19 protein-coding genes are annotated in these 17,478 nt (G+C 70.3%); 10 read left to right on the top strand and 9 right to left on the bottom strand.

Features of this window, described 5'->3' with window-relative positions:
- Nucleotides 1-43: 43 nt before the first annotated feature.
- The 4 genes from ACFV9G_RS23975 to ACFV9G_RS23960 all read right to left on the bottom strand — a co-directional run bounded on the left by ACFV9G_RS23975 (nucleotide 44) and on the right by ACFV9G_RS23960 (nucleotide 4,536).
- The gene (locus ACFV9G_RS23975) at nucleotides 44-946 is read right to left on the bottom strand and encodes a mucin-2 protein (protein ID WP_378730665.1); all 903 of its coding nucleotides are present in this window, start codon (nucleotides 944-946) and stop codon (nucleotides 44-46) included.
- 235 nt (nucleotides 947-1,181) lie between these two features.
- On the bottom strand, nucleotides 1,182-2,318 hold the full coding sequence (dusB, locus tag ACFV9G_RS23970) for a tRNA dihydrouridine synthase DusB (protein ID WP_378730663.1): 1,137 nt from the start codon (nucleotides 2,316-2,318) through the stop codon (nucleotides 1,182-1,184).
- Nucleotides 2,319-2,357: 39 nt separating this feature from the next.
- On the bottom strand, nucleotides 2,358-2,987 hold the full coding sequence (locus ACFV9G_RS23965) for a hypothetical protein (protein WP_378730661.1): 630 nt from the start codon (nucleotides 2,985-2,987) through the stop codon (nucleotides 2,358-2,360).
- Nucleotides 2,988-3,135: 148 nt separating this feature from the next.
- Nucleotides 3,136-4,536, bottom strand: a complete 1,401-nt coding sequence (locus tag ACFV9G_RS23960) for a glycine--tRNA ligase (protein ID WP_378730659.1) — start codon at nucleotides 4,534-4,536, stop codon at nucleotides 3,136-3,138.
- 156 nt (nucleotides 4,537-4,692) lie between these two features.
- On the opposite strand from ACFV9G_RS23960, the gene ACFV9G_RS23955 reads away from it, so the two are divergent.
- A complete protein-coding gene (locus ACFV9G_RS23955; RefSeq protein WP_378730657.1) occupies nucleotides 4,693-5,559 on the top strand; it encodes a hypothetical protein in 867 nt (288 codons plus the stop codon).
- A 42-nt stretch (nucleotides 5,560-5,601) separates the two neighbouring features.
- On the top strand, nucleotides 5,602-5,934 hold the full coding sequence (locus ACFV9G_RS23950) for a hypothetical protein (RefSeq protein ID WP_378730655.1): 333 nt from the start codon (nucleotides 5,602-5,604) through the stop codon (nucleotides 5,932-5,934).
- Nucleotides 5,935-5,945: 11 nt separating this feature from the next.
- Here the strand turns inward: ACFV9G_RS23950 and ACFV9G_RS23945 are convergent, their stop codons facing one another.
- From ACFV9G_RS23945 to ACFV9G_RS23925, 5 genes are all read right to left on the bottom strand, one after another.
- The gene (locus tag ACFV9G_RS23945) at nucleotides 5,946-6,605 is read right to left on the bottom strand and encodes an HAD family hydrolase (RefSeq protein ID WP_378730653.1); all 660 of its coding nucleotides are present in this window, start codon (nucleotides 6,603-6,605) and stop codon (nucleotides 5,946-5,948) included.
- A 112-nt stretch (nucleotides 6,606-6,717) separates the two neighbouring features.
- Entirely contained in the window at nucleotides 6,718-7,386 is a 669-nt protein-coding gene (uppS, locus tag ACFV9G_RS23940; RefSeq protein ID WP_378730651.1) for a polyprenyl diphosphate synthase, read from the bottom strand.
- A complete protein-coding gene (locus tag ACFV9G_RS23935; protein WP_378730648.1) occupies nucleotides 7,386-7,931 on the bottom strand; it encodes a GrpB family protein in 546 nt (181 codons plus the stop codon). The genes uppS and ACFV9G_RS23935 overlap by 1 nt, the downstream gene beginning before the upstream one ends.
- Before the next feature lie 25 nt (nucleotides 7,932-7,956).
- The gene (locus ACFV9G_RS23930; RefSeq protein WP_378730646.1) at nucleotides 7,957-8,427 is read right to left on the bottom strand and encodes a hypothetical protein; all 471 of its coding nucleotides are present in this window, start codon (nucleotides 8,425-8,427) and stop codon (nucleotides 7,957-7,959) included.
- A 78-nt stretch (nucleotides 8,428-8,505) separates the two neighbouring features.
- A complete protein-coding gene (locus ACFV9G_RS23925) occupies nucleotides 8,506-9,741 on the bottom strand; it encodes an alpha/beta fold hydrolase (protein ID WP_378730644.1) in 1,236 nt (411 codons plus the stop codon).
- A gap of 120 nt (nucleotides 9,742-9,861) precedes the next feature.
- Between ACFV9G_RS23925 and bioB the strand changes: the two genes are divergently transcribed.
- Genes bioB through ACFV9G_RS23885 form a run of 8 tightly spaced genes read left to right on the top strand, consistent with a single transcriptional unit; the run spans nucleotide 9,862 to nucleotide 17,316 of the window.
- Nucleotides 9,862-11,037, top strand: coding sequence for a biotin synthase BioB (gene bioB, locus ACFV9G_RS23920; protein WP_378730642.1), 1,176 nt, complete (start codon nucleotides 9,862-9,864; stop codon nucleotides 11,035-11,037).
- The gene (bioA, locus tag ACFV9G_RS23915) at nucleotides 11,018-12,361 is read left to right on the top strand and encodes an adenosylmethionine--8-amino-7-oxononanoate transaminase (protein WP_378730640.1); all 1,344 of its coding nucleotides are present in this window, start codon (nucleotides 11,018-11,020) and stop codon (nucleotides 12,359-12,361) included. The genes bioB and bioA overlap by 20 nt, the downstream gene beginning before the upstream one ends.
- A complete protein-coding gene (locus ACFV9G_RS23910) occupies nucleotides 12,361-13,479 on the top strand; it encodes an 8-amino-7-oxononanoate synthase (protein ID WP_378730638.1) in 1,119 nt (372 codons plus the stop codon). Before bioA ends, ACFV9G_RS23910 begins: the two co-directional genes overlap by 1 nt.
- Nucleotides 13,476-14,123 (top strand): dethiobiotin synthase, encoded by a 648-nt coding sequence (gene bioD / locus ACFV9G_RS23905; RefSeq protein WP_378730636.1) that lies wholly within the window; start codon nucleotides 13,476-13,478, stop codon nucleotides 14,121-14,123. The genes ACFV9G_RS23910 and bioD overlap by 4 nt, the downstream gene beginning before the upstream one ends.
- Before the next feature lie 11 nt (nucleotides 14,124-14,134).
- On the top strand, nucleotides 14,135-15,109 hold the full coding sequence (locus tag ACFV9G_RS23900; RefSeq protein ID WP_378730634.1) for a metal ABC transporter substrate-binding protein: 975 nt from the start codon (nucleotides 14,135-14,137) through the stop codon (nucleotides 15,107-15,109).
- A 38-nt stretch (nucleotides 15,110-15,147) separates the two neighbouring features.
- The gene (locus ACFV9G_RS23895; RefSeq protein ID WP_378730632.1) at nucleotides 15,148-15,918 is read left to right on the top strand and encodes a metal ABC transporter ATP-binding protein; all 771 of its coding nucleotides are present in this window, start codon (nucleotides 15,148-15,150) and stop codon (nucleotides 15,916-15,918) included.
- The gene (locus ACFV9G_RS23890) at nucleotides 15,918-16,937 is read left to right on the top strand and encodes a metal ABC transporter permease (RefSeq protein ID WP_378730630.1); all 1,020 of its coding nucleotides are present in this window, start codon (nucleotides 15,918-15,920) and stop codon (nucleotides 16,935-16,937) included. The genes ACFV9G_RS23895 and ACFV9G_RS23890 overlap by 1 nt, the downstream gene beginning before the upstream one ends.
- Entirely contained in the window at nucleotides 16,924-17,316 is a 393-nt protein-coding gene (locus tag ACFV9G_RS23885) for a Fur family transcriptional regulator (RefSeq protein ID WP_091048587.1), read from the top strand. Before ACFV9G_RS23890 ends, ACFV9G_RS23885 begins: the two co-directional genes overlap by 14 nt.
- Nucleotides 17,317-17,478: the final 162 nt, after the last annotated feature.

Below are 17,478 nucleotides of genomic sequence, written 5' to 3'. Positions count from 1 at the left end.
GGCTTCGAGAGCCCGGGCCGACCTGTCTTCGAGGCCAGTCGCGTCAGTTCGTGGAGACGTGCACGTGGTCGTAGTGGTTGGCGGTGGCGGACCCGCGGTCCTCCATGGAGCGCCAGCCCTCCGAGGCACGTACCGGCGTCCAGATCCGCTGGTACCAGATGATGTCGTAGAGGTTGAGCTCGGCTGCGTGCTGCTGCAGGTAGGCGGCGATCGAGTCGCCGAGCGCCTTGTCGCCGGTCATGAAGTCGAGCGCCTTGCCCGAGGTGTGCTCACCGTGGGCGTCCCAGCCACCGACGGTCATCGAGGCGACCTCCGGGAAGGCATTGCAGACAGCGCGGTAGACGGTGACCGCGTCGGCGACCAGGCCGCTCTCGACCGAGGAGTCGCCACAGGCCGCGCCGCTGACACCCGCCGCGACGCCGGTGGTCTCGGGCTTCTCGTCGCTGAGGTGGCCGCTGGTCACCCAGGCGACCTCGCCGTCGACGATGATCTCGTCGCGGCCGGACTCGGTGCGACCGGTCGCGTAGACCAGCTCGCCGGCCTCGATCTCACCGTCCTGGGCTGCGTGCTTGCCGTAGGCGGACCAGAGGTTCAGCGTCTCTTCGGTCCAGCGCTTGACCGCCTTGGCGGTGCCGGTCTCGACCTGCTCGGGACCCTTGGTCAGCGTCTCGACCGAGGAGACCGAATCGCGATCGCCTCCGTCACGGCTGACGACGGTCTCGCGACGGTCCCCGGCGACGCGCGCGTCGTCACGGGTGCTCGGCACGTTGGCCTTGGTCGAGGAGAGGGAAGCGCCTGCGTTCTTGGCGATCAGGGTGGTGGGCTCCGCGAATGCGGCTCCGGCGCCGACTGCGACGCCTGTCGCGAGAACCGCGACCCCTGCGCTGGCAACTATTGATTTGGTCTTACGGACGGCCCGAGTGTCGCCTCTGTGGCTGCCGGCCACACGCAATCCTTTGCTCGACTACATGGTCTGTGCCCGAGTTTTCCCACGGTTTCAACGGATGAAACCCGTCGAGGGTTGTGCTGGTGGGGGCTCGGCACGGCAATGAGTACAGCACACACGACAGGGGGTATTCCAATTCCCTTACCGAGTTTTTGCGTAGTTTTGTACCTGTCGAGCGACTGATTCCGAGGGCTCGAAATGCCCCTCGAGACCCGTCCGAGCGAGCCCCGGAGCCTCAGCCGCCGGAGGTCTCCGACACGTTCTCCGCGAACCCGCAGCCACGCCCGTCGGCGTCGTCGAGCCACCCCTCCGGAAGGACCACCTTGTCCCGCGGCGCACCCTGGCGCCCACGCGGGGCACCCAGCTGTGACGAGGGGAAAGGCTCGTTCCGGTCGAGCTTGGCGAGCATCTCGTCGAGGTCCTGAAGGCTGTTCACCAGGCCGAGGGTCCGGCGCAGCTCACCACCGGCACCGAAGCCCTTGAGGTACCACGCGATGTGCTTGCGGATCTCCTTGCAGCCGCGCTCCTCGCCCATGTGCTCGCAGAGCAGCTCAGCGTGGCGCCGCATGATGTCGGTCACTTCGCCCAGATTCGGCAGGACGTTGACCGTCTCACCGGCAAAAGCGGCCACCAGGTCCCGGAAGAGCCAGGGGCGGCCCAGGCAGCCGCGGCCGATGACGACGCCGTCGACGCCGGTCTCCTCGACCATCCGGATCGCGTCGGCCGCCTCCCAGATGTCGCCGTTGCCGAGCACCGGGATGTCGACCGAGGCCTTGAGCTCGGCGATGGCGTCCCAGTCGGCGGTGCCGGAGTAGGCCTGCGCGACAGTACGCCCGTGCAGCGCGATCGCTGCGGCGCCGCTCTCCTGGGCGATCCGGCCGGCATCCATGTAGGTCAGGTGGGCCTCGTCGATGCCCTTGCGGGTCTTCATCGTCACCGGTACGTCATAAGGCTCTGCCGCGCGCACGGCATGCTCCAGGATCTCGCCGAGCAGGCCGCGCTTGTAGGGCAGCGCTCCCCCGCCGCCCTTGCGGGTCACCTTGGGCACCGGGCAGCCGAAGTTGAGGTCGACGTGCGCCACGCCGTAGTCGGCGCAGAGGATCTCGGTCGCCTTGCCGACATAGACCGGGTCGGTGCCGTAGAGCTGCACGCTGCGTACGGTCTCGGCCTCGTCGAAGACGAGCATGTCCTTGGTGTGCTGGTCACCCTCCACCAGGCCGCGCGAGGTGATCATCTCGCAGACGTAGAGACCCGCACCCTGCTCGGCGCACAGGCGCCGGAAGGCGGCGTTGGTGACGCCGGCCATCGGCGCGAGCACCACAGGGGTGTCGACGGTCAGGCTGCCGAGCTTGAGGGGGCCGGGAAGGGACATGCCTTCCATTGTCCGGCCAACCCCGAAGCGTACGAAATTCTAGGAGGTCGGCGAGGCAGAGGGAGAGCCCGAGGCCTTGGGGGCTACGTAGGGCGTCGGGTCGCTCTCCCAGGTGATCGGGTCGAACTCCTCGTAGGGCCGGAAGCTCACGCCGACGAGCTTGCCCTGGTCGGGGACGAGCATGACCAGGCAGGTCTTGACGCTCGTGCCGGGCGCGAACGGCTTGGGGAACGTCTTGCCGTCGCAGGGCTTGAACGGCTCCTTGAACGCGGCCGCCTCGACCAGGTTGCCCTCGCCGTCGAGACCCCACAACGGTGCGTCGTAGCCACCGAGGTCGGTCTTGCCGTCGTTCTTGATGGTGGCGCGTACGAAGTAGGGAGCGCGTGACAGCGTCGCCTCATCGAGCTTCCAACCGGAGAAGGTCTGCTTGTAGGAGGTCGACTCGAGCTTGTCGACGGTGATCGAGAGCTTGCCGTCGACACCCTCCTTGGGCGCCCACTCGACGGTCGCGGTCTCACCCAGCTTGCGGTCGGCACCGGGCTCGGTGAGCGCCCCGGCGGACGGGGAGGCCGACGCGGACGGCGAGGCGGAGGGCGAGGCGGATGCGCTCTCGGACGGCTTGGGCGCGTTCGTCCTCGGCGCCGTGCCGCTGCACCCCATCACTGACATGACCATGACCGCACCCGTAACGGATGCGGCGAGTACGGACCCCGCTCGTTGCATGGGGATATCCTGCCGCACGCTTCTCGAGATCGTGCGGCAGGACGCCCCCTGCAAGGTTTACGAGGTGGTAACGGCCCGGCGTTGACCTACTGCCTCAGGCGCCGATCAGACGCTCGGCGAAGTAGCGGCTCACGCCCTCGAGCGGGATGCGCTCCTGCTTCATGGTGTCGCGCTCGCGGATGGTGACCGCGTTGTCCTCGAGGGTGTCGAAGTCGACGGTGACGCAGTACGGCGTACCGATCTCGTCCTGGCGGCGGTAGCGCTTGCCGATCGACTGGGAGTCGTCGAAGTCGACGGCCCAGTTGGCGCGCAGCTCGGCCGAGAGCGCCTTCGCCTTCGGGCTCAGCGCTTCGTTGCGGGACAGCGGGAGCACCGCGATCTTGACCGGCGCGATCCGGTGGTCGAGGCGGAGCACGACCCGCTTGTCGACGCCACCCTTGGCGTTGGGGGCCTCCTCCTCGGCGTAGCCGTCGACAAGGAAGGTCATCAGCGCGCGGGTCAGACCGGCCGCGGGCTCGATGACGTAGGGCAGGTAGCGCTCGTTGTTGGCCTGGTCGAAGTACTGCAGGTCCTGGCCCGAGTGCTTCATGTGGGTGCCGAGGTCGAAGTCGGTGCGGTTCGCGACGCCCTCGAGCTCACCCCACTCGCTGCCGGGGAAGTTGAACCGGTACTCGATGTCGACGGTGCGCTTGGAGTAGTGGCTCAGCTTCTCCTGGGCGTGCTCGTAGTGGCGCAGGTTGTCGGGGTTGATGCCGAGGTCGGTGTACCACCGGGTGCGCTCGTCGATCCAGTACTGGTGCCACTCCTCGTCCTCACCCGGCTTGACGAAGAACTCCATCTCCATCTGCTCGAACTCACGGGTGCGGAAGATGAAGTTGCCCGGCGTGATCTCGTTGCGGAAGCTCTTGCCGGTCTGCGCGATGCCGAACGGGGGCTTCTGGCGGGTGCTCGTGACGACGTTGGCGAAGTTGACGAAGATGCCCTGCGCGGTCTCGGGGCGCAGGTAGTGCAGGCCCGACTCGTCCTCGAGGACACCGAGGTGGGTCTTGAGCATGCCGGAGAACTCGCGCGGCTCGGTCCAGGCGCCACGGGTGCCGCAGTTGGGGCAGGCGACGACCTCGTTGATGACGACGGTGTCGGGGTCCTCGATGCCCTTCTTCTCCGCGTACTCCTCCTGGAGGTGGTCGAAGCGGTAGCGCTTGTGGCACGACTGGCACTCGACCAGCGGGTCGTTGAACGTCTCCACGTGGCCGCTCGCCACCCAGGTCTGGCGCGGCAGGATGATGCTCGAGTCGAGGCCGACGACGTCGTCGCGCTGCTGGACCATCGCCTTCCACCACTGGCGCTTGATGTTCTCCTTGAGCTCGACGCCGAGGGGGCCGTAGTCCCAGGCACTCCGGGTGCCGCCGTAGATCTCGCCGCTGGGGAAGACGAACCCGCGCCGCTTGGCGAGGGAGACGACGAGGTCAAGGGTGGATGCTGGCGGCTTTGCCACGATGAATGCTCTCTGCTCGAGGTGAGCCCGGCCGGCTGCCGGGCCCGGTGTTGAGGGGGAAGTCCACAGGACAGGGAAATCCTATCCACGGTGTCATCTTGTTATGTACGCCGCCCGCAGGGCCAATTCGCTCCTGTGCCGATAGCGTCGCTGAGCATGGACCCGAACGCGCGTCGCCTGTGGAAGCTGCTCGAGCCGATCCATGCGGTGGGCTACTTCTCACCCGAGCCGATCGCCCTGCTCAAGGAGGCCGGCTACCGCGGCTACTGGATGGGTTACTTCGCCGCCCGGTCGGCTCCGCTGGGCGCCGTCCCAGCCGAGGTCGTCCACGCGGTGTTCTACAACTTCGCCTTCTCCCACGTCTCCCGGGCGCTTCCCGACGCCTGGACGTACGCACCGCCCGAGGCCGCGCACGAGGCCCGGCGCTCAGGTGCCGTCGCGGCACTCCACCGCCACCTCGGCCCGCTCGCCTCCTCCGACGACCTGGCTCGGGCCGCATCGCTCGCCTCGCGAGCCGCGCTCGGCGCACCCATGGAGGGCCGTACTCTGTACGCCGCACTCCGCTCGCTCCCCGTGCCGACGGATCCCGTCGACCTCCTCTGGCACGCCGCCACCCTGCTGCGCGAGCACCGCGGCGACGGTCACGTCGCCACCCTGCTGACCGCCGGCATCGGCGGCCGCGAGTCCCATGTCTTCCATGCGCTGGCCAACGGCACCTCCCCGTCGGTCTACGCCACCTCCCGCAACATCCACGAGGCCGAGTGGGCCTCTCTCGTCTCGGGCCTGCGCTCCCGCGGACTCGTCACCGACGACGGTCAGTCCCTCACCGACCTCGGCCGCGAGACCAAGACCACGATCGAGTCGACGACCGACGCGCTTGCGGCCACGGCGTACGCGACCCTGGAGCCGGGCGAGGTCGACGACCTCATCACGTTGCTGCGGCCCCTCACCAAGGCGGTCGTCACCTCCGGCGAGATCCCCCATCAGTCCCCCATGGGTCTCGACCTCGACGAGGTCGGCTAACCCCGTTGCCCCGCCGGAGCTCGGAGGCCCATGCTGGGCACCATGGCGATGCCTGACCTCGATCCCCGGCTCACCCCGATCCTCGAGCTGGCCGCGGTCGCGGCCGCGCGACCCGGTGTCGAGGTCGACGTGGAGACCCTGCGCGAGATCTTCGAGGAGGCGGCGATGCTGCTCGACCTCGGAAACGTCCTCGACGAGCTCGACGACCACGACTCAGACAGCGTGGTCGCCGGCCTGTGCGCCGACCTGATCGCCGGCGACCCGGCCGCCAGCGTCCGCGCACACGCCGAGGTGGCTCTGGCCGACACCTCGCTCCACGACCCCGAGGCCGCTGCCGTCGCCTACCGGATGGCTGCACACGCCCTTCGCCTCTGAGTCCAGCGCCGTCACCAGCTCAGGTCGTGGAGCGAGCCGATCCGGGGCACAGGCGCATCGAGGTGAGCGTCATGGCGGTCCAGGAGGACGGCATCGAGACCGGCCTCGATGGGGCCGAGTGCGTCGTGGGCCAGGCTGTTGCCGACCATCAGCGCCTCCACAGGGGCGATGCCGGCTCGCTCGCAGGTGAGCAGGTAGGCCCGCGGATCGGGCTTGCTCGCGGGCAGGGTCGAGGTCGAGACGAGCAGGTCGACCTCCGCGGCGAGACCGGTCAGGTCGAGCTTGAGGCGCTGGTGGGCGTCGTCGCCGTTGGTCAGGACGACGGTGCGGAGACCGGCCTCGCGCACCCGGCTGAGCGCTGGGACGGCGTCGTCGAAGGCGACCCACTGCGCCTCGTACCTCGTCAGATAGCCGGCGAACAGTGCATCCGCCTCCGCATCGGAGACCTCGACCCCGAGGAACTCGCGGGTCCGAGCCCGCCGCTGCTCCTGGAACCCGATCTCCCGGCTCTGGTACCTGCGGTAGTGCGCGTCCGAGACGGCGGCCCACCGATCGGCGACGTCGACCCCGCTGATCCCGTGCTCCGCCGCCCACCCGACCACCGCCGTCCGCGCCGCTCCGGCCTGGTCGACCAGCGTGTCATCGAGGTCGAAGACGATCGCGCGCAGCACGAACGCCACTCTATTGCTGTGGCACCCGCCAAAACATTGGATGTGCAGGGTTCTGACGCCCAGGGCGCCGTTCCGCGGCGTCACTTCCGTGCACATGCGCGGAAGTGGAGCGTCAGGAGGCGGGCGACCGGCGTTCGGCGTAGAGCTCCAGCGCCTCGGCGAAGTCGTGCTCGGTGAAGTCGGGCCAGAGCTTCTCGCTGACGACGATCTCGGCGTTCGAGGTCTGCCAGGGGAAGAAGCCGGAGAGGCGCTGCTCGCCGCTGGTGCGGATGACGAGGTCGATGTCTTTGACCGGGCCGCCGGGCAGCGCGGCGGTGATGGTCTGTTCGTCGATCTCCGTGACGCCCGAGGCGATCGCGCGGCGGATGCCTTCGACGATGTCGCCGTGCGGGTCGTAGCCGATCGCCATCGTCAGATGGGCGGGGCGATCGGCGGTCTCCTTCTCGGCCGCACGCAGCGCATCGGCCGCGTCCGCGGGCAGCAGGGAGAGGTCGCCGGAGACGTGGAGGGCCCAGCGGTCGCTGCGTACGACGGTCTGCGGGAGCTTGTCGGCCAGGATGCCGAACAGGTGGTCGACCTGGGACTTCGGACGCTTCCGGATGTTGTCGGCGGAGAGGACGTAGGAGGTGAGGTGGTCGATCCCCCGACGGGTGCACCAGCCCAGCAGGTCCTCGACGTGGTCGGCGCCGACGTCGTGGCCGGCGCCAGGGTTCGCGAAGCCGGCCTTCTTCGCCCAGCGGCGGTTGCCGTCCATCACGACGCCGACGTGGATCGGCAGCATCAGCGGCTCGGGTCGTTGAGGGAGAGGATCTGGCGGCGCTCGGCGTCGGTCAGGTCGGAGGCGGCGAGGACCTTCTGCAGGACGTCGGACTTGCGGGCGATATAGGTGTCGATGTCCATCGCCGGGTCGGCGGCCAGCGCCAGCTTCACCGCTGCGTACTCGTCGCGAAGGTCGTCGCGGCGGCGCAGGACGTCGCGGACGGCGAGGTGGTTGCGTACGTTGAGAGTCCCCGCGGCGCAGACGTAGACGTGGCGTCGCGGATCCTCGTCGGGAGCGAGGAAGGCCTCGCGACCGGCTACGCCGAGGTCGCCCCGGTGGGCGTAGCCGAGGCGCTCGAGTGCGGCGACGGCGGCCGGTACGTCCTCCGGCGCGACGATCACGTCGATGTCGAGGATGGGCTTCGCGGCGAGGCCGGGGACCGAGGTCGAGCCGACGTGCTCGACGCTCGCCGCCGGGCCGTCAGCCAGTGCGCCGCGCAAGGCTGCGGCCACCTTCTCGAACCGGTCCTGCCACGACGGGTCGTACGCCACTACCTCGATGCTCACAGGAACCAGAGTCTCGCAGGTCCGCTCAGGCTTCGGCGGCAAGGGGCCGCGGCCGAAGGCGCAGGCCGGTGACGAACCCGGCGACGGCGTCGGAGAGCGCGAGCACGAGCGCCGCGGGGGCTGCGGCGACGACCAGGACCGCGGCGGTCACCGCAGGGCTCCCGGACAGGCCGAAGAGCAGCCAGGCCGACCAGGTCGCTCCGGCGGTGAGGAACACGAGGGTCGCGGAGCCGGCCAGCACCCCCTTGAGGCCTCCCACGACGCGTGCCGCGAGCGCCGCGGGCGCGGCGATGGCCACGCAGAGCGCCCCGACGGCAGCGCCGAGAAGCACGAGCACCGGCCCTGCGAGCGGTCCGCCGATGCCTTGGTCGCCGGTCGCCGAGGCAACCAGGAGTCCGGCGTAGGCCAGTCCGGTAAGCACGGGATAGGCCAGCCCGACCAGCACCATGGTGACCACGAAGGATGCGGTGCGAACGGCGGTCACAGGCAGGCTCATGCGGTCATGATGCCCGGCACCGCGGCGCGCTGCCGCGGATGTTGGCCCTTCGTTGACGAACAGAGCGTTGGTCAACCCTCAGACGCGTCCGCGGACCATCGCGATGAGGCGGTCCAGGACCTCGTCGGGTGCGACCTGGACGCCGTTGTGGAGGTGGGCGTTGGTGATCCACGGGCGCAGGGTGGGGACCAGCTCGGCGGTGGCGAGGGAGTGCTCGCGCAGGACGTAGGGGTCGTCGTAGTAGACCGCCGCGGCGCACGGGACGTCGACCGACGCCAGCACCGACGGGTCGTAGAGGCTCGGCCACTCGCGCTCGGCCAGCAGGTCCGCCGTCTCGGCGAAGGGAGCCAGCAGCGGGTCCTCGCTCAGGTGCCACGGGAAGAGGTGCTCGGCGGTGAAGAGGGTCGGGTCCTCGTACGCCGCGGGCTGGACGCGCGCGGAGGCCCAGCGGGTCGCCTGAGCATCGGCGTAGCAGGCCTCGTGGACGAGTACGTAGAGCGGCGAGTGCCCGCTGAAGGGCAGCAGCGAGGCGACCTCGTGACCGAAGCCGAGGCCGGCCGGGTCGCGCTCGAGGAGGTAGTGGATCCGCTCGGAACCGCCGGTCATCCCGAGCTGGCTGCCGATCGCACGCGCCTGGCGGGCGGAGAGCGGACCGCCGTGCGGGAGCCGGATCTCGCCCGCGTCGCAGCGCTCGACCAGCGCGCGCATCCGGTCCCGGTCACCGGGGAAGCGGGCGTAGTGGCGCTCGGTCAGGTCGATCGTGCGGGCGAAGGTCGCGGCGTAGATCTCGTCGACCGGCAGGCCCACCGGCGGCACTCCCCCGGTGAAGAGCACCTCGCGCAGCGACTCGAGGTGGGTCGAGAGGTAGCGCAGCGAGCAGAAGCCGCCGAAGGACTGACCCAGGAGCGACCAGCGCTCGATGCCCAGGGATGCGCGGAGGAGCTCGGCGTCCTCGACGATCGAGTCGGCACGGAAGTGGGCCAGGTAGTCGGCCTGCTCCTGCGGGCTCCTCCCGGTCATCGCGGTGAGCGGCGTCGACCGCCCGGTCCCGCGCTGGTCGAGGAGGATCACCCGATAGTCCCGGAGCGCCCGCTCGAGCCAGCCCGGCACCATCGGAAGGTCGATCGGGCGCGGGCTCTCCCCGCCCGGACCGCCCTGGAGGAAGAGCAGTGCGTCGCGGTCGTCGCGATCGCCCGGGCGGCGCACCTCGCGGGCGAAGACGGTCAGCGTCTCCGGCCCGCCGCCGCGATGGTCGAGCGGCACCTCGATCTCGTGCTCGATCAGGACCAGTCCAGGGATCGTCTCGATGCGCACGAGCCGATCCTAGTGCCGCTCGGATGGACCGCGGCGTTGCGGTACGGCCCGACAGAACCTAACCTGAACACCGTTCACCTGAACGTCGTTCAGTTCTGCCATCGCCGAGGAGCGCACCACATGACGACAGCCTTCGACCAGCTTGCCGACCGGATCCTGTCCGGCGGGGCCGCGACAGCCGACGACGCAGTGGCCGTGCTGCGTACGCCCGACGCGGAGCTGATGAGCGTCGTCGCGGCGGCAGGGCGACTGCGGCGCGAGCACTTCGGCAACACCGTCAAGGTGAACTACCTGGTCAACCTGAAGTCGGGGCTGTGCCCGGAGAACTGCAACTACTGCAGCCAGGCGCTCGGTTCTCAGGCCCCGGTGCTGAAGTACTCCTGGCTCTCCAAGGACGAGACCCTCGAGCAGGCAGGCGCCGGGCTGCGCGGTGGCGCCACCCGCGTCTGCATGGTCTCCTCGGGCCGCGGCCCCTCCGATCGCGACATCGACAAGGTCGTCGAGATGACCTCCGCGCTGAAGGACGCGCACGAGGGCGTCGAGGTCTGCGCCTGTCTCGGGCTGCTCAAGGGTGGCCAGGCCGAGCGGCTCAAGGCCGCCGGGGTGGATGCGTACAACCACAACATCAACACCGCCGAGTCCAACCACGACAACATCGTCCAGACCCACACCTACGAGGACCGCGTCGACACGATCGGCAAGGCCAAGGACGCCGGCCTCTCGCCGTGCTCCGGCCTCATCGCGGGCCTGGGCGAGAGCGACGAGCAGCTCGTCGAGGCGCTCTTCGCCCTGAAGGAGCTCGACGCCGACTCGATCCCGGTGAACTTCCTGATGCCGTTCGACGGGACGCCGTACGAGAACACCTGGGAGCTCTCCCCCACCCGATGCGTGAAGATCCTGGCGATGGCACGGTTCGTCTGCCCGGACAAGGAGATCCGGATCGCGGGCGGGCGCGAGATGCACCTACGCTCGCTGCAGGCCACCGCGCTGCAGGTCGCCAACTCGATCTTCCTCGGCGACTACCTGACCTCAGAGGGGCAGGACGCGCTGGCCGACCTGGAGATGCTGCGCGACAACGGGTTCATCATCCTCGGCATGGACGAGAGCGGGTTCGGCGACCTCATCGAGGAGCACCGCACCAAGGCGGCGGGTCGCGTCTCGAGCGGTGGCTGCGGAAGCAGCTGTGGCGACGGCTGCGGCTCTGCCTCCGGCGGAGCGTGCGGCAGCCACGACGAGCAGGACGGCCCGGTCATCCGGCGCCGCGGGGCGGGGACCGATGTCGCTGCGAATGCTTGATCCGGGCGTTGAACCGGGCGTTGAACCGGGCGTTGAACCGGGCGTTGACCGAGGCGCCGATCTGCTCGCCTTCGACCGCGAGCACCTCTGGCACCCCTACACCTCGATGACCGACCCGGCGCCGGTACGGCTCGTCACCGGCGCCGAGGGCGTACGTCTCCACCTCGACGACGGCGGTGAGCGCCTCGAGGTCGTCGACGCGATGTCGTCGTGGTGGTCGGCGGTCCACGGCTACCGGGTGCCCGAGCTGGACGCCGCGCTCGCCGAGCAGGCCGGCCGGATGGCGCACGTCATGTTCGGCGGCCTGACCCACGCGCCGGCGATCGACCTCGCCGAGCGGCTCGTCTCGATCACACCCGAGCCGCTGCAGCACGTCTTTCTCGCCGACTCCGGGTCGGTGAGCGTCGAGGTGGCGATCAAGATGGCGCTGCAGAGCCAGCGCGGCCGCGGGCGGCCGGAGCGGACCAAACTGCTCACCGTGCGCGGCGGCTACCACGGCGACACGTTCGGCTGCATGAGCACGTGCGACCCGGTCGGCGGGATGCACTCGATGTTCACCGAGATGCTCGCGCCGCAGGTCTTCGCCGAGCGTCCGCCCGCACCGGGTGGTGACGTGGAGGCGTGGGCTTCAGGCGTACGCCGGGTTGCGGAGGCCCATGCGCACGAACTGGCCGGGATCATCCTCGAGCCGCGGCTCCAGGGCGCGGGCGGGATGTGGGTCTACGACGACCGCTGCCTGGTCGTGCTCCGCGAGATCGCCGACGAGCACGGGCTGGTGCTGATCTTCGACGAGATCGCCACCGGCCTCGGCCGCACCGGCTCGCTGTTCGTGTCCTCGCAGGTCACACCGGACATCCTCTGCATCGGCAAGGCGCTGACCGGCGGCTACATGACCTTGGCCGCCGTGCTGACCACCTCCGAGGTCGCGCACGCGATCTCCCGGAGCGAGTCGGGCGTGCTCATGCACGGGCCCACCTTCATGGGCAACCCGCTCGCCTGCGCGGTCGCCCTGGCCTCGCTCGACCTGCTGGCCGCTCGCGGCTGGGAGCAGGACGTGGCCCGGGTCTCCGACGCACTCGCGGCGGGCCTCTCCCCCCTCTCCGGGCTGCCGAACGTCGGTGACGTCCGCGTCCTGGGCGCGATCGGCGTGGTCCAGCTCGACCACCCCGTCGATGTCGCCAAGGCCACCGATGCCGCACTGCGCGAAGGCGTCTGGATCCGGCCGTTCCGCGACCTGATCTACACGATGCCGCCCTACGTCACCGACGAGGACGACCTCGCCCGGATCTGCCGCGCCGTCGGCGCGGCCGCGGAGGTGGCCTGATGAGCTGGGAGACCTGGCTGGCCGACGCGGCCACGGCGCGCGAGGAGGCCGGACTGACCCGTCGGCTGCGGCCACGCAGTGCCGGGGACGCCACCATCGACCTGGCCGGCAACGACTACCTGGGGTTGTCGGGGCATCCGGACGTACGCCGCGCCGCGGCCGACGCGGCCATGCTCTGGGGTGGCGGCGCGGGTGCGTCGAGGCTGGTCACGGGCACCTTGACGCTGCACGGCGAGCTGGAGGACGAGCTCGCCGACTGGCTGGGACAGCCGGGCGCGCTGACCTTCTCGACCGGCTACCACGCCAACCTCTCGGTGGTCACCGCGCTGGCCGACCGGACCGCCCACATCGTCTCCGACGCGCACATCCACGCCTCGCTGATCGATGCCGTCAGGCTCTCCCGGGCCCAGCTGACGGTCGTCCCGCACAACAACGTGGCCGCGGTGCACGCAGCGCTGGCCGCCCGGCCGGGCGTACGCAGCCTCGTGCTCGCCGAGTCGGTCTACTCCGTGCTCGGCGACGAGGCACCGCTCATCGAGCTGGCCGAGGTGTGCGCGGCGTACGGCGCGCTGCTCGTCGTCGACGAGGCTCATGGCGTCGGGGTGCACGGGCCGGGGCTCGTCCACCGGCGCGGACTCGCCGGGCGGCCCGACGTGCTCGTCACCGCGACGCTGTCCAAGAGCCTGGGCAGCCAGGGCGGTGCGGTGCTGGGGCCGCGAGCGGTCCTGGACCACCTGGTCAACACCGCCCGACCGTTCATCTTCGACACCGGCCTGGCTCCGGCCTCTGCCGCCGCAGCGCTGACCGCTGCGCGGATTTCGCGTGCACGCCCGGACCTCGCCGACACCATCCGCGCTCGCGTCACCGGGCTGGCCCGGACCCTGGGCATCCCGGCCCCCGCCGGCGCGGTGCTGTCGGTGCCGATGCCGTCGCCCGAGGCAGCGGTCGCAGCGCAGGCGGACCTGCTCACCGAGGGCGTACGCGTCGGCTGCTTCCGGCCGCCCTCGGTCCCCGACGGGGTCTCCCGGCTGCGGGTGACCGCCGGAGCGGGCGTCAGCGACGAGGAGTGGGACCGGGCGGTCAAGGCCATCGACACGATCGTGGGTGAGGTCGGATGAGTGGGCGGGTCGTCATCGTCACCGGCACCAACACCGGCGTCGGCAAGACCGTCGCGACAGCGACGCTGGCCTCCCGGGCACGCACCGACGGCGAGAAGGTCGCGGTCGTGAAACCGGTGCAGACCGGCACCGCCGACGGCGACTGCGACGCGGCCGAGATCCGCCGGCTGACCGGAATCGAGGTCCACGAGCTGACCAGTCTCGAGGAGCCGCTTGCACCCGACACCGCTGCCCGGCGGGCCGGGGTGGAGATCCCGCCGGTCGCTGCGTACGCTCCGACGATCGCGGCGCTGACCAGGGACAACGGTCTCGTCCTGGTCGAGGGTGCCGGTGGTCTGCTGGTGCGCCTGGACACCGACGGCGGCACGCTCCTGGACCTCGCCGACGCGCTCCTCGTCGGCGGCACACCCACCTCGTTCGTCGTCGTCACCGCGGCCGGCCTGGGCACCCTCAACCACACCGAGCTGACCGTGGCCGCGCTGCGCGCTCGTGGCTACGAGCCCGACGGGCTGATCATCGGCTCCTGGCCCGGCGATCCGGGGCTGGCCGAGCGGTGCAACCGCATCGACCTCCCCCGGGTGACCGGCGTACCTCTGCTGTTCGGCATCCCGGAAGGAATTGACAACCATTCTCAACTGGTCTGAGAATGGTTCTCATGACCCCCACTGCTCGCTCCGCCGGCCTCCTTGCTGTCGGCGCGCTCCTGCTCACCTCCGGCTGTGCCGCCCTCTCCGACGACTCCGGTTCCTCCGCCTCCGGATCAGACTCGGGGAAGGTCCAGGTCGCCGCGGCGTTCTACCCGCTGGAGTTCGTCGCGGAGCGAGTAGCGGGGGACCTCGCCGAGGTCACTCCCCTCACCAAGCCGGGCGTTGAGCCGCACGACCTCGAGCTCAGCATCAACCAGACCGCCGCGCTGCAGAGTGCCGACCTGATCCTCACCGAGCACGGCTTCCAGCCCGCCGTCGACGACGCGGTCGAGCAGGACGTCAAGGGTGAGGTCGTCGACGTCGAGAAGGTCGTCGAGCTCCGCAAGGCCGAGGAAGGTCATGAGGAGGGCCACGAGGAGGGTCACGAGGGCGAGGAGGTGGCCGGGGACGAGCACGACCACGGCGAGACCGACCCGCACTTCTGGCACGACCCGCTGCTGATGGCGCAGTACGCCGAGAGCGTCCGCGACGCTCTGGTCGACGCCGACCCCGACAACGCCGAGACCTACGAGGCCAACGCGAAGTCGCTCACCGAGGACCTGACGAAGGTCGACGAGGAGTTCAAGGCCGGCCTGGCGCAGTGCGAGATCAAGGACGTCGTCGTCTCCCACGACGCCTTCGGCTACCTGGACAAGTACGGCCTGGAGTTCGAGTCGATCGCCGGCCTGACCCCCGACGCCGAGCCCAACCCGGCCCAGCTCGCCGAGATCGGCGAGCACGCCAAGGAGCACGGCGTGACCACGATCTTCTCCGAGCGTCTGGTCAGCACCGCGCTCGCCGACACCCTCGCCGACGACCTCGGTCTGAAGACCGCCGTGCTCGACCCGATCGAGGGCCTCTCGGCAGACACCGAGGGAGAGGACTACCTTTCCCTCATGCGCCAGAACCTCGACGCTCTGAAGGCGGCCAACGGTTGTCAGTGAATCCCAACGGGAACAGCACCGTTCCCTCCGATGTCCCCGTGCAGCTCCTGCACGGGGATGTCGCGCTGTCCGGACGCCCCGTCCTGCGCGACGTGGACCTGACGGTCAAGCGCGGTGAGTTCGTCGCGCTGATGGGCGCCAACGGCTCCGGCAAGTCGACGCTCGTACGCACCCTGGTCGGCCTCAACCCGCTCTCAGCCGGTCGCCTGGAGCTGTTCGGCCGTCCGCTGGCTGGCTTCCACGACTGGTCCCGCGTCGGCTACGTGCCCCAGCGAAGCACCGCCACCGGCGGCGTGCCCGCATCGGTCTGGGAGGTCGTCGCCTCCGGCCGGCTCACCCACCGCAAGCTGCTGCGGCCGCTGCGCAGCGCCGACCGGGCCGCGATCCGGGCAGCGCTCGAGGTGGTCGGGATGGATGCGTACGCCCACCGCGGGGTCGCCCAGCTCTCCGGCGGCCAGCACCAGCGGGTGCTGATCGCGCGGGCGCTCGCCGGCCGTCCCGAGCTGCTGCTCCTCGACGAGCCCACCGCCGGCGTCGACCTGCCCAACCAGCACGCGCTGGCCGGGGCTCTCAGCCGCCTCAAGGAAGCCGGCGCCACGATCGTGCTGGTCGCCCACGAGCTCGGGCCACTGGCTCCGCTGGTCGACCGCGCCGTCGTCATGCGCGACGGACGCAAGGCCTACGACGGCCCGCCCCTCTCCGACGCCGACGTCCACGCCCAGGGCTTCGACGCCGGGCACGTCCACTGCGACGACGCCTCGACCCCCGAGCCCAACGCCGCCGTCCCGACCCCCCTCAAGGAGCTCTGATGACTCTCCTCGAGCTCTTCTCGGTGCCGTTCATGCAGCGGGCCCTGATCGCGGCGTTCCTCGTCGGGATCGCGGCGCCGGCCGTCGGCACCTACATCGTGCAGCGGCGACTGGCGCTGATGGGTGACGGCATCGGTCACGTCGCCGTCACCGGCGTCGCGATCGGCCTGTGGACCCAGACCTCGCCGACCTGGGCCGCGGTGATCGTGGCCATCGCCGGGGCCGTGGTCATCGAGATCGTGCGCGAGCGCGGCCACGCCGAAGGCGACGTCGCCCTGGCGATGCTCTTCTACGGCGGGCTCGCCGGCGGCGTCTTCGTCACCGGGCTCGCCGGCACCGGTGCCTCTCGGCTCCAGGAGTTCCTCTTCGGCTCGATCCTGACGATCTCGGTCGACGACCTGCTCGTGACGATGGCCCTCGCGGTCGTGCTGATCGTGATCTGCGTCGGCCTCTCACCACAGCTGTTCGCGGTCTCCCAGGACGCCGACTACGCCAAGGTCGCCGGGCTGCCGGTGCGGTTCTACTCCATCCTCGTCGCCGTGCTCGCTGCCCTGAGCGTGGTGATCGCGATGCGCACCGTCGGGCTGCTGCTCGTCTCCGCCCTCATGGTCGTACCCGTTGCGATCGTGCAGCAGCTGACCCGGTCGTTCCGGATGACGCTGCTCGGTGCCATGGGTGCAGGTCTGGTCGCATCGGTCGGCGGTCTGGTGCTCGCGGCCGCGCTCTCCCGCACCGGCGCCAACGTCCAGCCGGGCCCCAGCATCGTGCTGGTCGCCCTGGCCGGGTTCTTCCTGGTCTGGCCGATCGGTGCCTGGCTACGCCGCCGACGGGCGCTCGTGGCCCCGTTCCCGGAGACCGCGCCCGTGGAGAAGCCGGTCGACGAGGCACACCCGCACCACCACGGCGAGAAGTGCGGCCACGTCGCGGTCGAGCACGGCGACCACGTCGACTACATCCACGACGGGCACCGGCACGCGGCGCACGTCGGTGCCGAGGGAGAGCACTATGACGAGCATTGATCCCCCGAGCTCCCTGCGCCCCACCAAGCAGCGGCTCGCCGTGGCCGAGGCACTCCGGACCTACGACGGCTTCCACTCCGCCCAGGAGATCCACTCCCGTCTCGACGGCACCGTCGGCCTGGCCACCGTCTACCGCACGCTGACCGCGCTGGCCGAGGCCGGCGCGGTCGACGCGATGCGCTCCGAGGACGGCGAGACGATCTACCGCCGCTGCTCCGACACCCACCACCATCACCTGGTCTGCCGTCAGTGCGGCCGCACCGTCGAGGTCGAGGGCCCCGCCGTCGAGCGCTGGACCAAGACCATGGCCGAGGACAACGGCTTCACCGACGTCTCCCACACCCTGGAGATCTTCGGCACCTGCACCGACTGCCGCTAGCTCGGCTGGTCGAGCCGCGAGCGCCAGCGAGCGTGTCGAGACCAACACAGTCCGTCTAGCGCGACCTCACTGTGTTTGTGTCGTCACGCCCCCCCCAAGGGGGGCCGGGGGGGCGGCCCCCCGGGGGGGGGAGGCGGGGGGGGGGGGGGGGGGTTTTAAACA

Source organism: Nocardioides sp. NPDC059952, from assembly GCF_042730435.1.
GTDB lineage: Bacteria > Actinomycetota > Actinomycetes > Propionibacteriales > Nocardioidaceae > Nocardioides.
Note: the sequence above shows the minus strand (reverse complement) of the source record. Positions and strands in the feature narration are given on the sequence as shown.

Bases quoted from the DNA above. Each gene is read 5' to 3' on its own strand.
- ACFV9G_RS23900 (WP_378730634.1), top strand. From the start codon at position 14,135: ATGACCCCCACTGCTCGCTCCGCCGGCCTCCTTGCTGTCGGCGCGCTC.
- ACFV9G_RS23930 (WP_378730646.1), bottom strand. From the start codon at position 8,427: ATGAGCCTGCCTGTGACCGCCGTTCGCACCGCATCCTTCGTGGTCACC.
- ACFV9G_RS23955 (WP_378730657.1), top strand. From the start codon at position 4,693: ATGGACCCGAACGCGCGTCGCCTGTGGAAGCTGCTCGAGCCGATCCAT.
- bioA (WP_378730640.1), top strand. From the start codon at position 11,018: ATGTCGCTGCGAATGCTTGATCCGGGCGTTGAACCGGGCGTTGAACCG.
- ACFV9G_RS23885 (WP_091048587.1), top strand. From the start codon at position 16,924: ATGACGAGCATTGATCCCCCGAGCTCCCTGCGCCCCACCAAGCAGCGG.
- ACFV9G_RS23910 (WP_378730638.1), top strand. From the start codon at position 12,361: ATGAGCTGGGAGACCTGGCTGGCCGACGCGGCCACGGCGCGCGAGGAG.
- bioB (WP_378730642.1), top strand. From the start codon at position 9,862: ATGACGACAGCCTTCGACCAGCTTGCCGACCGGATCCTGTCCGGCGGG.
- ACFV9G_RS23965 (WP_378730661.1), bottom strand. From the start codon at position 2,987: ATGTCAGTGATGGGGTGCAGCGGCACGGCGCCGAGGACGAACGCGCCC.
- ACFV9G_RS23890 (WP_378730630.1), top strand. From the start codon at position 15,918: ATGACTCTCCTCGAGCTCTTCTCGGTGCCGTTCATGCAGCGGGCCCTG.
- dusB (WP_378730663.1), bottom strand. From the start codon at position 2,318: ATGTCCCTTCCCGGCCCCCTCAAGCTCGGCAGCCTGACCGTCGACACC.
- bioD (WP_378730636.1), top strand. From the start codon at position 13,476: ATGAGTGGGCGGGTCGTCATCGTCACCGGCACCAACACCGGCGTCGGC.
- uppS (WP_378730651.1), bottom strand. From the start codon at position 7,386: ATGCTGCCGATCCACGTCGGCGTCGTGATGGACGGCAACCGCCGCTGG.
- ACFV9G_RS23950 (WP_378730655.1), top strand. From the start codon at position 5,602: ATGGCGATGCCTGACCTCGATCCCCGGCTCACCCCGATCCTCGAGCTG.